This is a genomic window from Magnetococcales bacterium, assembly GCA_015231925.1.
GTDB lineage: Bacteria > Pseudomonadota > Magnetococcia > Magnetococcales > JADGAQ01 > JADGAQ01.
Window position 1 is genome coordinate 1 of the sequence record JADGAQ010000015.1, and the last position, 17897, is coordinate 17897.

General features: G+C 62.4%; 15 protein-coding genes and 2 pseudogenes. 9 read left to right on the forward strand and 8 right to left on the reverse strand.

Annotated features, from left to right (window positions below; genetic code table 11):
• Positions 1 to 110: 110 nt before the first annotated feature.
• The 3 genes from ettA to glnE form a co-directional block, all read right to left on the reverse strand.
• Positions 111 to 1787, reverse strand: a complete 1677-nt coding sequence (gene ettA, locus HQL56_03290; protein ID MBF0308541.1) for an energy-dependent translational throttle protein EttA — start codon at positions 1785 to 1787, stop codon at positions 111 to 113.
• A gap of 73 nt (positions 1788 to 1860) precedes the next feature.
• Positions 1861 to 2784, reverse strand: a complete 924-nt coding sequence (locus HQL56_03295) for a branched-chain amino acid transaminase (protein MBF0308542.1) — start codon at positions 2782 to 2784, stop codon at positions 1861 to 1863.
• Positions 2785 to 2870: 86 nt separating this feature from the next.
• Entirely contained in the window at positions 2871 to 5888 is a 3018-nt protein-coding gene (gene glnE, locus HQL56_03300) for a bifunctional [glutamate--ammonia ligase]-adenylyl-L-tyrosine phosphorylase/[glutamate--ammonia-ligase] adenylyltransferase (protein MBF0308543.1), read from the reverse strand.
• 105 nt (positions 5889 to 5993) lie between these two features.
• On the opposite strand from glnE, the gene HQL56_03305 reads away from it, so the two are divergent.
• The 4 genes and pseudogenes from HQL56_03305 to HQL56_03320 all read left to right on the forward strand — a co-directional run bounded on the left by HQL56_03305 (position 5994) and on the right by HQL56_03320 (position 11520).
• Complete coding sequence (locus HQL56_03305) at positions 5994 to 9305, forward strand: AsmA-like C-terminal domain-containing protein (protein MBF0308544.1); 3312 nt, start codon at positions 5994 to 5996, stop codon at positions 9303 to 9305.
• A gap of 2 nt (positions 9306 to 9307) precedes the next feature.
• Entirely contained in the window at positions 9308 to 10045 is a 738-nt protein-coding gene (gene pdxJ / locus HQL56_03310) for a pyridoxine 5'-phosphate synthase (GenBank protein ID MBF0308545.1), read from the forward strand.
• Positions 10042 to 10497 carry a holo-ACP synthase gene (gene acpS, locus HQL56_03315; GenBank protein ID MBF0308546.1) on the forward strand — a complete coding sequence of 152 codons (456 nt, stop codon included), beginning with the start codon at positions 10042 to 10044 and terminating at the stop codon, positions 10495 to 10497. The genes pdxJ and acpS overlap by 4 nt, the downstream gene beginning before the upstream one ends.
• 10 nt (positions 10498 to 10507) lie before the next feature.
• Positions 10508 to 11520 (forward strand): annotated as a pseudogene (locus HQL56_03320) (DUF1016 family protein).
• Here HQL56_03320 and HQL56_03325 read toward each other — a convergent pair.
• Positions 11509 to 11679: pseudogene (locus tag HQL56_03325) on the reverse strand (SUMF1/EgtB/PvdO family nonheme iron enzyme). The pseudogenes HQL56_03320 and HQL56_03325 overlap by 12 nt on opposite strands.
• A 265-nt stretch (positions 11680 to 11944) precedes the next feature.
• Here HQL56_03325 and HQL56_03330 point away from each other — a divergent pair.
• Positions 11945 to 12097, forward strand: a complete 153-nt coding sequence (locus HQL56_03330) for a hypothetical protein (GenBank protein ID MBF0308547.1) — start codon at positions 11945 to 11947, stop codon at positions 12095 to 12097.
• On the opposite strand, the gene HQL56_03335 is transcribed toward HQL56_03330, so the two are convergent.
• A complete protein-coding gene (locus HQL56_03335) occupies positions 12061 to 13071 on the reverse strand; it encodes a 2-dehydropantoate 2-reductase (GenBank protein ID MBF0308548.1) in 1011 nt (336 codons plus the stop codon). The two genes, HQL56_03330 and HQL56_03335, sit on opposite strands and share 37 nt — an antisense overlap.
• A gap of 25 nt (positions 13072 to 13096) precedes the next feature.
• Between HQL56_03335 and HQL56_03340 the strand changes: the two genes are divergently transcribed.
• A complete protein-coding gene (locus tag HQL56_03340; GenBank protein MBF0308549.1) occupies positions 13097 to 13420 on the forward strand; it encodes a cytochrome c in 324 nt (107 codons plus the stop codon).
• A gap of 1 nt (position 13421) precedes the next feature.
• Here HQL56_03340 and HQL56_03345 read toward each other — a convergent pair whose 3' ends face one another.
• Positions 13422 to 13940 (reverse strand): O-acetyl-ADP-ribose deacetylase, encoded by a 519-nt coding sequence (locus tag HQL56_03345; GenBank protein MBF0308550.1) that lies wholly within the window; start codon positions 13938 to 13940, stop codon positions 13422 to 13424.
• A 308-nt stretch (positions 13941 to 14248) separates the two neighbouring features.
• Here HQL56_03345 and HQL56_03350 point away from each other — a divergent pair, with 308 nt between their 5' ends.
• Both HQL56_03350 and HQL56_03355 read left to right on the forward strand, forming a co-directional pair.
• Positions 14249 to 15016, forward strand: a complete 768-nt coding sequence (locus HQL56_03350; protein ID MBF0308551.1) for a lytic transglycosylase domain-containing protein — start codon at positions 14249 to 14251, stop codon at positions 15014 to 15016.
• On the forward strand, positions 15013 to 15678 hold the full coding sequence (locus HQL56_03355) for a hypothetical protein (GenBank protein MBF0308552.1): 666 nt from the start codon (positions 15013 to 15015) through the stop codon (positions 15676 to 15678). Before HQL56_03350 ends, HQL56_03355 begins: the two co-directional genes overlap by 4 nt.
• Here the strand turns inward: HQL56_03355 and HQL56_03360 are convergent.
• Positions 15669 to 16070 carry a DUF423 domain-containing protein gene (locus HQL56_03360; protein ID MBF0308553.1) on the reverse strand — a complete coding sequence of 134 codons (402 nt, stop codon included), beginning with the start codon at positions 16068 to 16070 and terminating at the stop codon, positions 15669 to 15671. The two genes, HQL56_03355 and HQL56_03360, sit on opposite strands and share 10 nt — an antisense overlap.
• Positions 16067 to 17335, reverse strand: coding sequence for a hypothetical protein (locus HQL56_03365; GenBank protein MBF0308554.1), 1269 nt, complete (start codon positions 17333 to 17335; stop codon positions 16067 to 16069). Before HQL56_03365 ends, HQL56_03360 begins: the two co-directional genes overlap by 4 nt.
• A 268-nt stretch (positions 17336 to 17603) precedes the next feature.
• Between HQL56_03365 and HQL56_03370 the strand changes: the two genes are divergently transcribed.
• Positions 17604 to 17876: an HU family DNA-binding protein gene (locus HQL56_03370; protein MBF0308555.1), complete on the forward strand. Its 273-nt coding sequence runs from the start codon at positions 17604 to 17606 to the stop codon at positions 17874 to 17876.
• Positions 17877 to 17897: the final 21 nt, after the last annotated feature.

Sequence of the window (17897 nt, forward strand, 5' to 3'; positions counted from 1 at the left end):
CCCGTATACCTGAACAGATACAGAAAAATTACGTATTCCAAAGTAGACGCGGTAAAAAAAGCCAAAGGGGCAATAAATTGCCCCTTTTACGGATAAACCCGGAACGGAACCTACCGCAGCTTCTTGTAATGCACCCGGTGAGGCCGACACGCCTCCTCGCCCAGACGGATCTTGCGGTCCGCTTCATAATCCTGATAATTGCCCTCGAAGAAGATCACCCTTGAATCCCCCTCGAATGCCAGGATATGCGTGGCCATGCGGTCCAGAAACCACCGGTCGTGGGAGACGATCACCGCCGAGCCGGGAAACTCCAGCAGCGCATTTTCCAAAGCCTGCAACGTCTCCACATCCAGGTCGTTGGTCGGTTCGTCCAGCAGCAGCAGATTGCCGCCCGCCTTCACCGTCCTGGCCAGATGCACCCGGTTGCGCTCCCCACCCGAAAGCTGACCGATCTTCTTCTGCTGGTCCGTTCCCTTGAAGTTGAACCAGGAGACGAAGGTGCGCGAGTTGAACTCCCGCCCTCCCAGATCCATGACCTCCCGGTTGTCGGCAATGTATTCCCATACCGTCAACTCGGGGTCCAACTGCTCCCGGCTCTGATCCACATAAACCACCTGCACCGCATCCCCCAGACGCAACGAACCCCCGTCCGGCGTCTCCTGCCCCACCAGCATGCGCAGGAAAGTGGTCTTGCCCGATCCGTTGCCGCCGATAACCCCCAGAATGCCGCCGCGCGGCAGAATGAAGGAGAGATCATCGATCAGCAGCCGGTCCCCGAAGGCCTTGGTGAGATTGCAGCTTTCGATGACAATCTCCCCCAGTCGCGGCCCGGCGGGAATGTACAAGGATTGTGTCTCGCGCCGTACCTCGCGACTCTGAGCCGCCAGAATCTCGTAAGCCTGCAAGCGGGCCTTGCTCTTGGTCTGCCGGGCCCGCGCCGAAGAGCGAACCCACTCCAACTCCGCCCGCAACCGCTTGGTGCGGGAATCGTCCTCCCGCTTCTCCTGAGTCAGCCGTTTCTCCTTCTGTTCCAGCCAGGAGGAGTAGTTGCCCTGCCAGGGAATGCCACGGCCCCGATCCAACTCCAGAATCCAACCCGCCACATTGTCCAGGAAGTACCGGTCATGAGTCACCGCGACCACCATGCCCGGATAATCCTGCAGGAATTTTTCCAGCCAGGCCACCGATTCGGCGTCCAGGTGGTTGGTCGGTTCGTCCAGCAGCAGGATGTCGGGCGCCCGCAGCAGCAAGCGGCACAAGGCAATACGACGCTTTTCACCGCCGGAAAGACGCGCCACGCTTGCATCCCACTCCGGAATGCGCAGAGCCTCCGCCGCCATGTCGAGCTTGACTTCCAGGTTCCAGCCGTCACACCGGTCGATGGCGTCCTGAAGCTCCCCCTGTTCGTGGATGAGAGCATCCATTTCCGCATCCGAAGTCACCTCGCCAAATTTGGCGGAAACCTCGTTGAAACGGTTCAGCAGGTTGCGTATTTCCTGAACACCCTCTTCGACATTGCCGCGCACGTCTTTGCTGAGATCCAGGACCGGTTCCTGGGGCAAAAAGCCGACGGAGATGTTGGGAGCGGCCTTGGCCTCGCCGGTGAACTCCTTGTCCACCCCGGCCATGATGCGCAACAGGGACGATTTACCCGCGCCGTTGAGACCCAAAACGCCGATCTTGGCTCCCGGGAAAAAGGCCAGAGTGATGTTCTCCAGGATGATCCGTTTGGGAGGTACGACTTTGGTAAGACGATGCATCGTGTAGACGTATTGCGGATTGGCCATGCTCCTCCAGTGCTCCAGAATGAACGCCCCTCGGGCAGACTTTTCCGCCCGAGGGGTAAGACCGGTATTTTTGTCAGTCCACGAACTGCAGCCAGTCCAGGTGGTTGGGGTCGCGCCCCTGCACCACGTTGAAAAAGCGTTTTTGAATCTCCCGTGTGACGGGTCCGGCGATGCCGCCGCCGATGGGACGGCGATCCAGCTCCCGAATGGGGGTCAATTCGGCGGCTGTGCCGGTGAAGAAAGCCTCGTCGGCGATGTAGACCTCGTCACGGGGGAAGCGTTTTTCCACCACCTTCAACCCCATCTCGGCGGCCAGAACGAAGACCGTGTCGCGGGTGATGCCGTCCAGGGCGGAATCGAGGGGAGGGGTCCACAGTTCACCCTTGCGCAGGATGAAGATGTTCTCGCCGCTGCCTTCGGCCACATAGCCTTCCGTGTCGAGGAGCAGGGCTTCGTCGAAACCGCCGGTCAGCGCCTCCGACTTGGAGAGGATCGAGTTGGGGTAGTTGCCCACCGCTTTGGCCCGGGTCATGATGATGTTGGGATGGTGCCGGGTGTAGCTGGAGGTTTTGACGCGAATGCCCTTCTCCATGCCCTCCTTGCCGAGGTAGGGACCCCACTCCCAGGCGGCCACGATGCCGTGGACCAGGCAGGGTGCCGGGTTCAGACCCATGCTCTCCGCGCCGTAGAAGGCCAGCGGGCGGATGTAACAGGCTTTGAGCCCGTTGGCCCGCACCACGTCCCGACAGGCCTTGCTCCACTGCTCCTTGGTGTAGGTCATGGGCATGGCCAGAATGTGAGCCGAGCGGAACAGACGGTCCAGATGGGCATCGAGCCGGAATATGGCCGAACCGCGCTCGGTTTCATAACAGCGAATGCCCTCGAATACCCCCATGCCGTAGTGCAGGGTATGGGTCAGGACGTGTACCTTGGCATCCCGCCAGGGCACCATCTCGCCGTCGTGCCAGATGAAACCGTCTTTGTCGTACATGGTCATGGTTCAACCTTATTCACTGGGGATTGCCAAGATCCGAACGCCAACCGTCGGGAATCGGGGAAGTATCCCTTTTTCACCGGACGGGCTCAAGCCGTTTTTTCCACATTCGTCGCGAAGATTCGTGCCACCACCTCGTGGGTCTCCTCCAGACGGCGGGTCAGGGTCTCCCAGAGCAGTTCCCCGGAAGCCATGCCGCACAGACGGGCCAGGCGGTTGTTCTGCACGGCGTTGCGCCGCAGGCTGTTTTCGGCGCGGTCGTAAAGCAGGCGCAGCCGGTTTTCCACGGTTCGCAGGAAGGCGTAGTTCTCTTCAAGCCGTTGGCCGTCGGTCGGACTCAGCAGACCCTGTTCGCGGAGGGCCCGCAGCGCGTTTCCCGCATGACGCTGCACGATTTTGGGGTACCTCTCCCCGTGGGTCAGAATGAAGTACTGCACCAGAAACTCGATATCGACCACGCCTCCCCGGCTTTGTTTGATATCGATGACCCCTTCCGCCGGGGCTTTTTCGTGCCAAAGCCTCTGGCGCATGTCGAGGATGTCACTGCGGACTTTGGCCTCTTCGCGGGGCTTTTGCAGTACGGTCAGGATCTCGCTGCGCAGCTTTGCTCCGAGCGCGGGGTCTCCCACCACCACCCGGGCCCGGGTCAGGGCTTGATGCTCCCAGGTCCAGGCCTCGGTGTTCTGGTAGTGAACAAACGAGTCCAGAGAGGTGACCACCGGACCCGATTTCCCGGAGGGTCGCAGCCGCATGTCGAGTTCGTAGAGCTTGCCGGAGCGGGTCACGGTGGTGATGCCGACAATGATGCGCTGTCCCAGTTTGGCGAAATACTGACCGTTGGAGAGCGATTTTTCGCCGTCGCTCCAGGCGTCGTCCCCTTGGGAGTCGTGGATGAAGATCAGGTCCAGATCGGAGGCGTAGTTGAGCTCGCCACCGCCCAGTTTGCCCATGGCCAGGATGGCGAAAGCCGCCTCGCGGCGAACCCCGTGGTTATCGGTGCAACAGGGTTTGCCGTGTTTGGCCCGCATCTCTTCCACCGCGAGGAGAAAGACCTGGGTCAGCACCACATCCGCCAGGGCCGACAGTCCGGTCATGACCTCCGGCAGCTCCGCCAGCCCCGACAGATCCCGCAATCCCAGGCGCAGCAACTCCACGTTCTTGAATTCCCGCAAGGCGTCCAGACGCTCTTCATGGGTTTTCAGAGCCTCCAGTCGCTCGCTCAGGTCGCGGGACATCTGGCTGCGGTCGCGATACCGTTCCAGAAACTCGCGGGTCACCAGGGAGTCGAGCAGGCTGGGATTGCGAATCAGAAAACGCGACAAGAAGGAGGAGGTGCCGAACAACGGCATGAGCAGGTCCAGAACCCGGGGGTTTTCCACCAGCAGGGCCAGATAATTGACCCGATTGCGTATGCCGGACAGGAATTCCTGCACATGTCCCAGAGCCATATCGGGATCGGGAGCCCGCAAAATACGCTGCAACAGTTGCGGAATCAGCCGATGCCACCAGCGGCGCGCCGACTCCCGCAGCACCAGGGAACCTCCGGCCAGTCCCGAGCGTAAAAAGCGCAGTCCGAGGATGGCCCCCTCCAGGTCGAGAAAGCCGGCCTTGGCCAGTTCGCCGGGACATTCGCCGGCCTCGATTTCACACTCCAGCAGGGCATCGACTTCCCCGAAATCCCCGGAGGAGACGGTTTCGTGGAACAGGGCCTGAAAGACGGCATGCACCTCGTCGGTGACTTCCCGCAACCGCTCCAGCAGGGTTGCCGCATCGCTCAGTTCCATGCGACGGGCCAGCCGTTGCAGGCGCTCCGGCTCTTCCGGCATCAGATGGGTCTGCTCTTCCCGTTCGATCTGAATCCGATGTTCCAGTCGTCTCAGGAATCGGTAGCCGCGAATCAGTCGCTGGCTGGTATCGGCATCGATGAAGCCCAGTTCCTGAAGACGGGTCAGACCGGCGACGGTTTCCCGGCCCCGCAAACGGGGTTCCTTGCCGCCGTGAACCAACTGCTGGCACTGCACGAAGAATTCGATCTCCCGGATGCCGCCCCGTCCCAGCTTGATGTTGCGCAAATAGTTGCCGCCTCGGCTGACCTTGTGGTCGATACGGCCTTTCATGTCCCGGATGGCGTCGAGGGCGGCGAAATCGAGAAAGCGGCGGTAGATGAAGGGGCGCAGCCGTTGCAGGAACCACTCGCCCAGGGCGATGTCTCCGGCCACGGGACGCGCTTTGATCATGGCGGCCCGCTCCCAGGTCTGGCCCCAGGATTCGTAGTAGATCTCGGCGGAACGGCAGGAGAGGCATAGATCCCCCGATTCCCCTTCGGGGCGCAGGCGCAGATCGGTGCGAAAGACGATGCCGTCGGCGGTCTTCTCGTGCATCAGCTTCATCAGATCGCGGCCCAGGCGGCTGTAATAGCTCTTGACGGCCATGGCCTGGGGCCCGTCGGTGTGGCCGTTGTCCTCGTCGTAAAGAAAGATCAGATCGATGTCCGAGGAAAAATTGAGTTCGCCCGCACCGAGTTTACCCATGCCGAGGATGACGAAGCGGGCCGGTTGTCGTCCGCGTTCCGTTTCGGTCAGCGGTTGGCCGAAACGCTGCGACTGCTCCCGATGCAGCCACTGGAAACCGGCTTCCAGGGTCGCTTCCGCCACCCGCGTCAGATCCCCGGTCACCTCTTCAAGAGAGGCTTCGCCGCCCAGATCGCGCATGCCGATGCGAAAGAACTCCCGGTGTTTGAACCGGCGCATCAGGGATTTGACCACTTGGGCGTCGGCGCATTCCAGCACCTCCCGGATCAGGGCCTCTTTGCGCTCTGCCGGTCCGGGAGCGTAGGCGCCTTCCACCAGCCAGGGAAAAATTCCCGGCCAGCGCGCGAAAACCGTTCCCAAGTAGCTGCTGTTGCCCAGGGTGGCCGCCAGCCGCTGCCGCCAACGGGGATCTTCCAGCGCCTTGACCAGAATGGCGCGCCGTTGCGGATCCCCTTCCGCCTGGAACCAGTCCGCCAGGCGCTCGCGCACCCGCTCCGGCCGGGCGGCGCCGGCGGCCAGATAGTCCAGGTGGTCCCAGGTTTCGGGGGAGAGAAAATCGGGAAAGGGGGTTTTCATATGCCTTGGCTTGCCATACCATGTGTGAACGTTTTCATCGCCCTTGCAGGATAGGCTACCCCGGGAGCGGATGCCAGTGGGCTTGCCTGCCATTGATGGATCAGGATGGAGCAGAGTTCGACACCGCAGGAAACCACACCCGACGGTCCACCGCAAGCGGCGGCGCCTGCCAGGCGCAAACGTCGCTGGCTGCGCCGGATCGTCGTTGCACTGATTTTGCTGCTGGGGCTCGGCTACGCCCGTCTGGAGTGGCGGCCTCTGGATGTCACCTGGGCCGCCAACTGGCTGGCTTCGCGACTCTCGGCGGAGGCGGGTTTGCTGCTTCGGGCGCGGGAGTTGCTCTTCACCCTGCGCGGCGTCACGCCCGGACTGGTGGTTCGCGGTCTGCATCTGGAGTCGGAAACGACCGCCGGCAGCCAGTTGGCCGTCCAGGATGTGGTTCTCCTCTTCTCCCCGTTGCGGTGGCGGGATGGGGGGCTGCCGCAACTGGAAAAGGTGGTTCTGGAAGATGTGGAACTCCGCCTGGACTCCCGGCGTTTTTCCAACTCCCTGGCAGATAAAAGTCCGATCGGTGTGTTGGGGGAGACGTTGCCCGCCACGCACCCGATCTTCGCCATTCCGACGGCCTCAAGTCTTGAGGTCCGACGCGGCAAAGTGACCTTGAGCGAGGGCCCGGTCTTTCAGGATATCCATATCCAGGCCACCCTTTCCCAGGGGGGACGGCTGGCCATCCGGGCGGAAGGGGTGATGCCCGGTCCCCGGGAAGCCGTGCAGCTTCAGGCCAAAGGGGAGGGAACTCTGCGCAACGGGGGCTGGGAAGTGTCGGCCTCTCTGCGCAACGGCCATCTGGAGGATCTTCTGCCCCTGCTGGGTTCGTCCGTTCCCTTCAAAAGCCAGGGCAATCCCCTGCAACTCGATCTCGTCTGGTCCCAGACCAGGGAGGGCGGCCATCGCATCCAATGGAAAAGCCTGGTCGGCGCCGGTCAGTTGTTGTGGCCCGATCTCTTCAAATATCCCCTGCCCATCGGCACCCTCATGGCCCGTGGCGAGGTGGAAGGGCATGCCGAAACCTGGCGGGTCGGGGTCAAGGAGTTCCAGTTGACCTCCCCCCACGGCAGCGCCTCGGGCGCGTTCGCCATCGAGGATATCGGACGGTCTTCCGGCACCATACTGGATCTCACCGCCCAGGCCAAGGGGGTGGCCACCCGTTTCGCCAAGGTCTACTATCCCTATGCCATCATGCCCCCGGAGCTGGTTGCCTGGCTGGAGGAGAGCCTCTCGGAAGGGGAGGTGATCCAGGCCCAGGCCCGCATCCGCAAAAACCTCACCTTCTGGAAACCCGGCAAGGCCAATCCCACCCCCGCCGAAGCCGCTGCCGAAATCTTCCAGATCACCGGCACCACCTCGGGGGTCTCCATCCTCTTCTTTCCCGGCCTGCCCCCGGTCAGCAAGGTTTCCGCCAAGCTGCTCTTTTCGGACCACCACATGAGCGCCGAGGTGCAGAAGGCCAGCCTGCTGCACTCCCGCAACATTCGGGGCAACGTCGCCATTCCCGACTATTTCGGCGATACCAAACTCAATCTGCAACTGACCGGGGAGGGCGATCTGGAATCCCTGTGGGGGGAGATCTTCTCCCACCCCAAGTTGCGCTGGGACCGCCAGGCCGGTTTGGCCGACAGCCGGATTGCCGGGGGAGGGGCCTTTCGCTTTACCCTGGGCCTGCCCCTCTCCCATCCGGGGGACGCCAGCGTACAGGGTTCCATGGAGCTGCGGGATGCCCGTTTCGCCCTGGAAGGTTTCGAACCCGTGGAAAATATTCACGGCCAGTTGCGCCTGACCCGTGACCGCCGCCTGGAGGTCGAGGTTCAGGAGGCCCATGTGGCCGGTCTCGCCCTGGATGGCAAGGTGACGGTGGCCGATTTCCGCAACCCGCCCAAGGCCCATCTGCATCTGCAAACCCAGGGCTCGGTTCCGGAATCGGTCTGGTTGCCCCGGATGCGGGAACTATTCGGCAGACGGTTTCGTGGTCGAGGCGAACCGGCCTTCGAGCTGGTGCTGGACAAACCCCCAAAACAGGAGACCACCCACTTCCGCTTGAAAACCAACTGGCAGTCCACCGCGCTGCAAGGGCCGGCTGGTTGGGAGAAGGAGGGCGGCCAACCGGGGAGCCTCACTCTGGAAGGCGACTGGGAGGAGGGTAAACCGCTGGTGGTCCCCCTGCTGCGGGCGGAATTCCCCGATCTGACCGCAACCGGTTCGGCCACTTGGGACCGCGACAAGGAGACGGGCTCGTTGCGATTGGCCAAAATTCTCCACGCCGGCAATCAGGGCACCCTGAAAGTGGAGCGGCGCAAGAACTGGGTGGTCGATACCCACTGGCAGGAGGTCGATCTGCGTCCCCATCTGCCGGGGGGCGAGGAGTCTGCCCCGGAGGTCGAGACTCCCCGTGACGGCGACGAGGAGGAAAACGGGACGGCGGAAGATCTCCCCCCCGTGAAGCTGCATCTGACGGCGGATCGGGTGATCCTGCCCAAGGAGCCCCATGGGCGTTCGCTGCAGATGGATATGACCCTTGGCGGGCGTCAGTTCAAGATCGATCAGCTCTCCTTCGCTCAGGATTCGGCCATGGTGGAACTCCTCGACGGGGAGATGAACTGGCCCGAGGGTTTCTGGGTGGGGCCATATCAGGGACGGTTCCGGCTGCAGGCCACCGACTGGGGAGCCTTGCTCAAGGCCCTCGATTACCACGAGAACATGGAAAAGGGGGTGGGTTCCATCACCCTGGATCTGAAGGGCAATCTGCCTTACGGAGAACGGTTCGGCAGGCATCTTTCCGGGCGGGGCGAGCTGAACGGGCGGGACGGCACCTTGCGCAAGTTCAAGCTGCTCTCCAAGTTTCTGGGCCTGATCTCCCTGGGGGATTTGCCGCAGCTTCTCTCCGGGGATCGTCCGGATCTGGAGAGCAAGGGCTTCTACTTCGATAAACTTCACGGTGCTTTCCAGCTCAAGGAGAGCCGTTTCTCCACCGATTCGATCGTGCTGGCGGGGCCTTCGATGGAGTTGCACCTTTCCGGCAGTATCGATTTCCCCCGGGAGGAGATGACGATGCTGGCGGGTCTTCGGCCCTTGCAGACTCTGGACAAGATCGTCAACACGGTTCCGGTGGTCGGCTCGGTGGTTTCCGGCTCCCGTCAGACCCTGTTCGAAACCCAGTTCGAGATGTTGGGTTCGATCAGGGATCCGACCATTCGGGTCAAGCCGATGAGTTCCCTGACGCCGGGGATCGTGCGGGATATTCTGCATGTTCCGGCCCGGCTGCTGGAGCTTTCCAAACAGCCGTCGAACGAAGACGCCAACGGCGAGAAGAGGCCCTTGCCGGGCTCCGGCGTCGGGGTGGATGCCTCCAAGGGGGAGTGATCATGATCATGTTGGGAGTCAACGTGGACCATGTGGCCACCATCCGTCAGGCGCGGGGGGGGCGGGAGCCCGATCCGGTGGCGGCGGCTCTGGCGGCGGAGATGGCGGGGGCCGACAGCATCACGGTGCATTTGCGGGAGGATCGGCGTCACATCCAGGATCGGGATGTGGAGCGGCTGCTGGAGGCCGGGCAGACCAAATGCAATCTGGAGATGGCGGCCAGCCCCGAAATGGTCGCCAGGGCCCTTGTCTTGCGGCCCGCCGACTGTTGTCTGGTGCCGGAAAAACGCGCCGAGCTGACCACGGAAGGGGGGCTGGACGCCGCCGGTCAGGTGGAATCCCTCACGGAGGTGGTGGCAGCGTTGACCGGGGCGGGTATCCGGGTATCGCTGTTCATCGATCCCGATCCGAGGCAGATCGAGGCTGCGCTGGCGGTGGGAGCGCCCGTGGTGGAGCTGCACACCGGACGCTATGCCGGGGAGCGGGACGGTCGAGGGGAGCTGCATCGCCTGCTGGACGGCGCGGCCCTGGCCCACACGCTGGGATTGCAGGTCAACGCGGGCCATGGATTGAACTATCACAACGTGCAGCCGGTGGCGGCCATTCCGGGAATGCAGGAGTTGAACATCGGCCACGCCATCATCGCCCGTGCGGTTTTCACCGGGATCGGGGAAGCGGTGCGGGAGATGAAGCGGCTGATGCGGGAGGCGGCCCGCGCCGGCTGGGACGGGCTGCCGTGATTGTGGGGGTGGGTGGCGATCTGGTGGAAATCGCCCGCATCCGCCGGGCCATCGAGCGATACGGGTCGCGTTTTCTGGATCGGATCTTCACCCCGGAGGAGCGGCGCTGGTGTCAGGCCACCGCCGATGCGGCGGCCTGTTACGCCAAACGTTTCGCCGCCAAGGAGGCGCTGGCCAAGGCCATGGGCACCGGCCTGCGGGAGGGCCTCTGGTTCACCGACATGGCGGTGGGACGCACGGCCCTGGGTCAACCCACCCTGGAGACGCAGGGCAAGGTGAAGGCCCATCTGCGTCAACTGGCGGGCAAGGGTTTCCGCCTGCATCTGAGCCTCTCCGACGACGGCGGCCTGGCGCAGGCCTGGGTGGTGGTGGAGAGAAGGGGAGGCAGACGAAAGTCACCCCCTGGCGGCGCTTGCAAACGAAACCTCCGTGAAACGCCTTCAGGCATTTGAAGAGGTCCGAATGGCACTGAACAACGGTGAGGATTACCAGGGGCTGGTGGAGGCGATTTCCCACACCTATACCCAAGGCCAATCCAGGCGGTGCAGGCGGTCAATTCCCGGATCTTGGAAACCTATTGGCAGGTGGGGCGATGCATCGTCGAATTCGAACAGCAGGGCAACGTTCGGGCTGAGTATGGCAAGGCGCTTGTCGCCAACCTGGCCAGGGATCTCAGCCTGCGTCACGGCAGGGGGTTCAGTCGCAGCAATCTGGTGTACATTCGGCTTTTGTACCTGCGTTACCCAATAAGTCAGAAGCCTTCTCACCAATTGAGCTGGTCACATTATGTGGAGCTGCTCAAATTGGATGACGACCTGGAACGCAGCTTCTATGAAAAGCAGGCGCTGTCTGAACACTGGTCTGTGCCGGAGCTGAAAAGACAGAAGGCCTCCTCGCTTTTTCTCCGGCTGGCGGCGGGCAAGGATAAATCCGGCCTTCTGCAGCGTGCGTCCCAGGGGCAGATTGTCGAAGCGCCCGCCGATCTGCTGCGTGATCCCTATGTGTTCGAGTTTTTGAAAATTCCCGAGCCTTGGCAGGTATCGGAAACCCAGCTCGAAACCCTGTTGTGTGACCACCTGCAGCAATTTTTGCTGGAGCTGGGCAAAGGTTTCACCTTCGTGGGGCGGCAATACCGGGTGACGATCAACAACACCCACTACAAGGTCGATCTGGTTTTTTACCACCGTATTCTGCGCTGCTTCGTACTCATCGATCTGAAGATCAACGAGGTGCAGCACCACGACATCGGCCAGATGAATCTCTACCTGGGCTATTTCGCCAACGAGGAGAACGTCGAAGGCGACAACCCGCCCATCGGCCTGATCCTCAGCCGCAACAAGGACGAACTGCTGGTGGAATATGCCACGTACCAGATGAACAGCCAGCTCTTCGTGCAGAAATACCAGCTCTATCTGCCCGAGCGGGAAAAGCTGTTGCAAGAGTTGGAGCGTGCCTTGCGCGGGGCGGAGCGCTGATCGAACCGGGGAGTGGACGTAGACCGGGTCGCTGCCCCAGCCGCCACCCCGAAGGATCCGGATGGAGCCCGATGACGGATTTCGAAAGTTATGCTTGGCGGAGTTGGCGTAACAGTTTCCATGGTATACGTCTTCAACCCATTCCCACGCATTCCCGCTCCTGGTTTTTTTTGCCGGAGAGGAAAGCCCGTGAGGTCAAATTATTCCGATAGGCGCTGTCAAAAATCGGCTTTACCACACTGACTGATTGTTGACATCTTCCCGCCGCAAGCCTCGGATTGACGGGGTTTCGCCGGTTTTGAAAAGGTGTGCGGGTACTGGTGCGAATTTTGCTTCGTGGACTCCCGGTCGGGGTGCGTTTTCCCCGTGGGCCGTTCCGAGAGTCGCATGCACTCATAAACACCAGCGAGAGAGGCAACCCGGCATGATCCAACAAGCACAAACCGAGGAAAGAGTTCCCTCCTCCCGAGGCGTCCTCTATAAATTCCTGGCCGCCATCTATATCGGTGGGGCCTATGGTTTGATCCTGATCTCTTTGGTTCAGGCGCTGGTCATCTTCTCCTGGCTGCGGACCTGATCCCCGGCGGGGCGGGCGTTTTCCAAAGCCTGCAACAGGGCAAGAAGGGTCTCCATGCGCGGCAGGGTCAGGCCGCGCCGCCGGGCCTGTCGCAGAGGACGCTCCAGAATGGCTTGCCACTCCATCGGGCGTCCTTGACGGTAATCGAGAAGCATGCTGGTTTCATAAGGCAGCATCTTCTCGGTTTCCGCCAGATTGACGGCCACCACCTCGGCGGGCAGGGGAAACCCTTCGGCCTCCGCCAGAATCCGAACCTCCTCCATGAGACTCCCGGCCAGCTCCCGCAAGGCGGCGTCGGCCATGATCCGCCGCGTATCCAAACCTCCTCCCAGAACCGATATCGGGTTGAAGGCCACATTCCACACCAGCTTGCGCCAGCGATCCCGCAGAATCTCCTCCGAAGCGTTACAGACCACCCCGGCGGATTGAAACAGGGCCACCAGCTCATCCAGTCGCGCCGAACGACCACGGGGATATTGCCCCAGGGTGAGTCGTCCGTAGCACAGATGTCGCACCCGACCGGGTCCCACCTTCTGGGCGCAAATGAAGGCCAATCCGCTGATCAGCGGCTGCTGAGGGAAGGCCTGTAACCAGGGCTCCTCCACCCCGATGCCGTTTTGCAGCAGCAGGATCACCGACTCGGCTCCCAGGGTGCAGGAGAGCAGCTCCCTGGGATCAAGGTCCGGCAGTGCCTTGACCGTGATCAGCACAACATCCGGAATGCCCGGATAGTCTCGTGCATTCCGCAGGACGAGGCTTGGCTGAACCCGGAAATCGCCATGGATGCTTTCGACCTGCAACCCGTGCCGGGCCACCTCGTGGTAATCGCTGCGGCACACCATGGCGACTTCGCATTCCGTTTGCGCCAGTTTTGCCCCATAATAGCCGCCAACGGCCCCCGTGCCGATGACCAGCACCCGCAAACGGGCCTTGCCGGTCGGAGGGGCCGGAGAATGGCATGATGTCTGGTTCATGGTTGATTTTCCAAAGGAGTGGTCCATGAAATATCGTCGTTTCACCGGCCTGGCCGTATCCGTGATGACCCTGGCCCTGCCTTTGTTCGCTGGAGCGGAGCAGGCTTCCCAGGGCAAGGCCCTGCACGACCGGCACTGCATCGACTGTCACGCGGGCCGCTTCGGGGGGGATGCCAGCCGCATCTACACCCGGCCCGATCACAAAAAGAAGACCTACCACGAACTCCAGGCCATGGTGGCCTTCTGCAACAATCAGGTGGGCGCCCAGTGGTTCGATGAGGATGTCCAGGCAGTGACCGACTTCCTCAACGACAGCTACTACCACTTCCCGAAACCTGACGCCAAATAGGTCAGTTGGCGCAGGCCCGGCGCAGAATGGCGGCGTCCGCTTCGCTGTAGGCCACCAGAATGACCCGTCGGGGAGGGGGGCCGTGGCGGGTCAACTCCGCCCGAAGGGTGGTCACGGCGATGCGGGCGGCCCTCTCCTTGGGAAAACCGTAGACCCCGGTCGATATGGCGGGAAAGGCCACCTCTTCCGCGCCCAGTTCCCGGGCTTTTTGCAGACAGTTGCGATAACAGGCCTCCAGCCGGGCCGGTGGATTGTAGTCCTGATCGTAAATCGGCCCCACGGTGTGAATCACCCAGCGGGCCGGCAGTTTCCCTCCGCCCGTCACCACGGCCTCTCCCGTGGGCAGTCCATCGGGGAACTTCTCCCGGCGCAAGGCGCGACACTCTTCCAGAATGGCTCCTCCCCCCGCCCGATGAATGGCTCCGTCCACGCCACCTCCCCCCAGCAGGGAGGCGTTGGCCGCGTTGACGATGGCATCCACCCGCAGTTGCGTGATGTCTCCAACCACCACTTCCAGCATGGTCACATCCCTTTCTCAAGAAAAGGAACAATAATTGCTTCCACCAAGACATTCAGAGAGTTGGAACAGGAAAGCAACCAGAATACGGGGTTCCCATGATCAAATCCATGCCCTTCAACACGATGTCGCCCCTGCAACGTGGTGGTTTGCGGAGTACATCCCTGCCCGGCCAGATGCCCATGGGCAACCTGCGATTTCAGGACCAGTTGGCCCGCACGCTGCTCTCTCTGGGGGGGCTGCCGGATCAAACCCAATCCTGGGTTCTCGATTCCCAGGCGGTCAGCAGCCTCAACGAGGCGGTGCGCCCCATGGTGGACCAGCCGGGAAACGGCGTTTTCGGCAATCAGGGCATGTTGGGGCTGTCCACGACCTCGGGTGGGCACCTGGGGGGGGTGGAACAGGCCTCCGACAGCCTGACCCTGGATGACGAACGGCCCTTCCTGCCCATGGCCGCCGATTCCCAGGACCATCTGTTGGGTGAATCGGAAGTGGTGCCGGGGCCGCTGCTCATGGCGGAAAACGGCTTGGGCGGACTGCTGCCCCAGACCCCCGGCCTCAACAGCAACAGCACCCTGGCCCGCGCCCGCCTGGAGGTGATGCAGGCGGCTCGCGGTCGCATGAACATGGGCCAGCAGACGGCGGCGGCCCGGCAGAATGCCCCGGCAGGCGGGGTTTCCCCCGCACGCAACGACGGTTCCAAACCGTATGAGGCCATCATTCGCCGTGCGGCGCAGGAGTACGATCTGGACGAGAACCTGATCCGGTCGGTCATGAAGGTGGAGAGCGGTTTCAATCCCAAAGCGGTCTCGCCGGCCGGGGCCCAGGGTTTGATGCAATTGATGCCCGCCACCGCCAAAGAGCTGGGCGTGACCAAACCCTTTGATCCCGAACAGAACATCATGGCCGGAAGCCGCTACTTGAAAGGCCTGATGGAACGCTATCGCGGCAACGTCAACCTGACCCTGGCCGCCTATAACTGGGGCATGGGCAATCTGGAGCGCAATCCCAAGGCGATGCCTGCCGAAACCCGTCAGTACGTCGCCAAGGTGAAGTCGGCCATGGTCGCCGCAGCTTGAGCCAGAGGCAGACAAATATCTTCCTTAGCGGGTTGACCGTCTGCCTTGTACTTTACCTGTCGGATCAACCTCCGGGTTGGACGGACACGGCCCATCCCCCGGCGGAGTTGGAGCATCTGCTGCCCCACTTGCGTTCCACCCTGAAGATGCCCCTGAGTCGGGATATCGTGCTGCAATGGCAAGAGGAGGGGGGCGAACCACGCTATTTTCCCGAATCGCGCCGCATTCTCTTCTGCGGCGATTTCGTGCGTCAACTGGAGGAGCTGCTGGCTCGCAACCGCTCCTGGTTGGCCGAGTCGGAACGCCTGGACGTGCGGGACCGTTTTCTGCGCTTCAGCCTGCTGCACGAAGTGGCCCACGTTCTGATCGGCGACCGGAATTCCCCGCCGGGTGAGGATGAGGAGTCGGCTGCGGACGGGCTGGCGGTCTGGTTGGCCCTGAAGGGGTTGACGGACGGAGAGGCGGTGGTTGCCGGGGCGGTGGAACTCTTTTCCCTGCCGGGACTGACGCCGGTTTCGACTCACTCGTCGCCCGTGGAGCGGGCCTCCCGGCTGGCCTGCCTGCTGCAGGGCTTTCAAGGTTCCTCAACGATCTGTCGGCCCGCCTTCCAGGAGCTTGACCGTCTCTGGAGAGGGCTTGCGGCTTCCGAGGTTCAGGAGTAGGAGCGGCTCTCCCAGCCTGCCACAGCCAGCGTGAGCCATCCCGCCATCAGCAAGGCGCCCCCGAAGGGCGTGGCCAGGCCCATGGGCCATGCCAACAGGGCCTTGAGGTAGAGGCTGCCGCAAAACAGGATCAGGCCGAGAAGGAGCAGTACCCCCGCCGCCACTCCCCAGCGCAGGCCGGGGTGGCGCAGCAGCAGGATTCCCACCGCCACCAGCGCCAGGGCGTGGCTCATGTGAAAGCGTTGCGCGGTATCGAAGAGATGGCCGGCATGGCCTTCCAGACGGGCCGCCAGGGCATGGGATCCCAGGGCGCCGAGAAGCACCGCCAGAAAGCCGTTGATGCCGCCAAGGGCCAGAAACAGGCTGCCGGAAGCCTTGGGAGCGCCGTTCATCGGGCTTCCACAATGCGCCATTGACCGTTTTCGTTGGCGAGCTGAAACTCACCTTTCCACATGACCACTTCCGAGGCCTTCTGTTCCCCCAGGATCTGGGCGTATCCCGAGGCCTTCACCCAGGTGGCGCCGTTTTGGCTGACGGGAGGCTCGATATCGGGTCGCCCCATGGCCAGCCGGGTCAAGGTCGAATAGGGTTTGGACCAGCCTTCCGGGGCACCGGTCAGTTTGCCGGCCAGTTTGCGGCTCGCCAGACGACGCATGGTATCGAACTCGCCCATCTGGGCGGCTTCCAGGAACTGCAGCACGGTTTCCTCGGCGGAAGAGGCGGGTGCGGGGGCCGGGGTCTCGACCGCCACCGGGCGGGTGGCCGGAGCAGGCCCGGCTTGAACCGATGCCGGGGCGGGCGGTTGAACCCTGGCTACGGCAGGGGCGCCGGGCTTGCGCGGATAGCCGTAGAGCAGCAGATCGTCGATGCTGCCGGTAAAGTGGGGGGAACCCGGATTGGAGCCCCCGATGCGCAGCACGTTGATACGCTGCCGGGGCAGGACGAAGGAGCGGGCTTCGGAACGTCCGGCGGCTACGCCGTCCACATAAAACAACCCGCCTTCACGGGAATCGAGACTCACTGCCAAACGGCTCCAGCGATTGGGCGGCAAGGTCACGGTGGCTGTCCATTCCAATAGGCGGTTGCCATCCTTCAGCAGGGCTTTTGGACGCCAATGGGTGGCTTCGCCCACCTTGACGGGCAGCAGAAAGAGGTGAAGCGGCTCCAGGGCGGCCAGGGGTATGGGCAGCCCGGAGGAGGCGGAGAGGGCCGGATCGGGTTTGATCCACAACTCAAGCATCATGCCGGTGGAAAACTGGATACGTTGATCCAGCACCACAGCCAGAGAGGCCTTCTCCCCGTCGACGACCAGGGACTCCTGGTCGATGCCCTCCATGTAGCGGGGGATGCCCGAGGGCGACTCCGCCTTGAGAGCCAGGGGGGCCGTGTCCTCCAGGTGTCCATCGAAGCTCAAGTGCAGTAACGGGGGCGCGTTGACTTGCCTGGCCACCGTTTTGGGCACCTCCTGCGGGATGTAGAGTTCGAAGATCCGGTCGAAAATCAGCGGACTCTGGATCAACAACCCGAAGAAAATGCCCGCGAAGATAGGCCGCACCAGCCGGGTGACCGGCTCGCGCGCCTGGCTCTCGGTGCCGAACAGGGCATCCTGAATTTGCAGGATGGGCTTGAGGAGTTCATCGAATAAGGGTGCGGACATGCATCCTCCCAAAAGCGCCTGGCGAATGGAAAATTGTCTCGATTTTCTTATTATCGGTCGACTCCTCTTGACTGACAAGCGGTAATTCCCCGATAAAAGTGGCAAGAAGGGGCGGCCCGGGATAATTCCCCATTGCGGCCCTTGAATTGCCTGGCATTCCTTGGGTACGATCCCAGACCAGTCGGTTAAGGGATTTTCCGGAGTGGGAGGGTATCCCGAACCCTCTCCGGTTTTTCGAGTGTTACCGCTCTGCTACAGGAGGTTTTGCATGAACAAATCGGAACTGGTTGCGCAAATGGCCCAAGGGTCCGGATTGACCCAAAAACAGGCCGGGGAGGCACTGAACGCGGCGGTAGACGCCATCACCAGCGCCCTGAAGGAAGGCGATGCCGTCACGCTGGTCGGCTTCGGCACCTTCTCGGTGGCCACCCGGGCCGCACGTACCGGGCGCAATCCCCAAACGGGCAAGGAGATCAATATCCCGGCCTCCAAAACCCCCAAATTCGTACCCGGCAAAGTGCTGAAGGACGCAGTCAAATAGTTTTTGTGCGCCTTTTTGAGT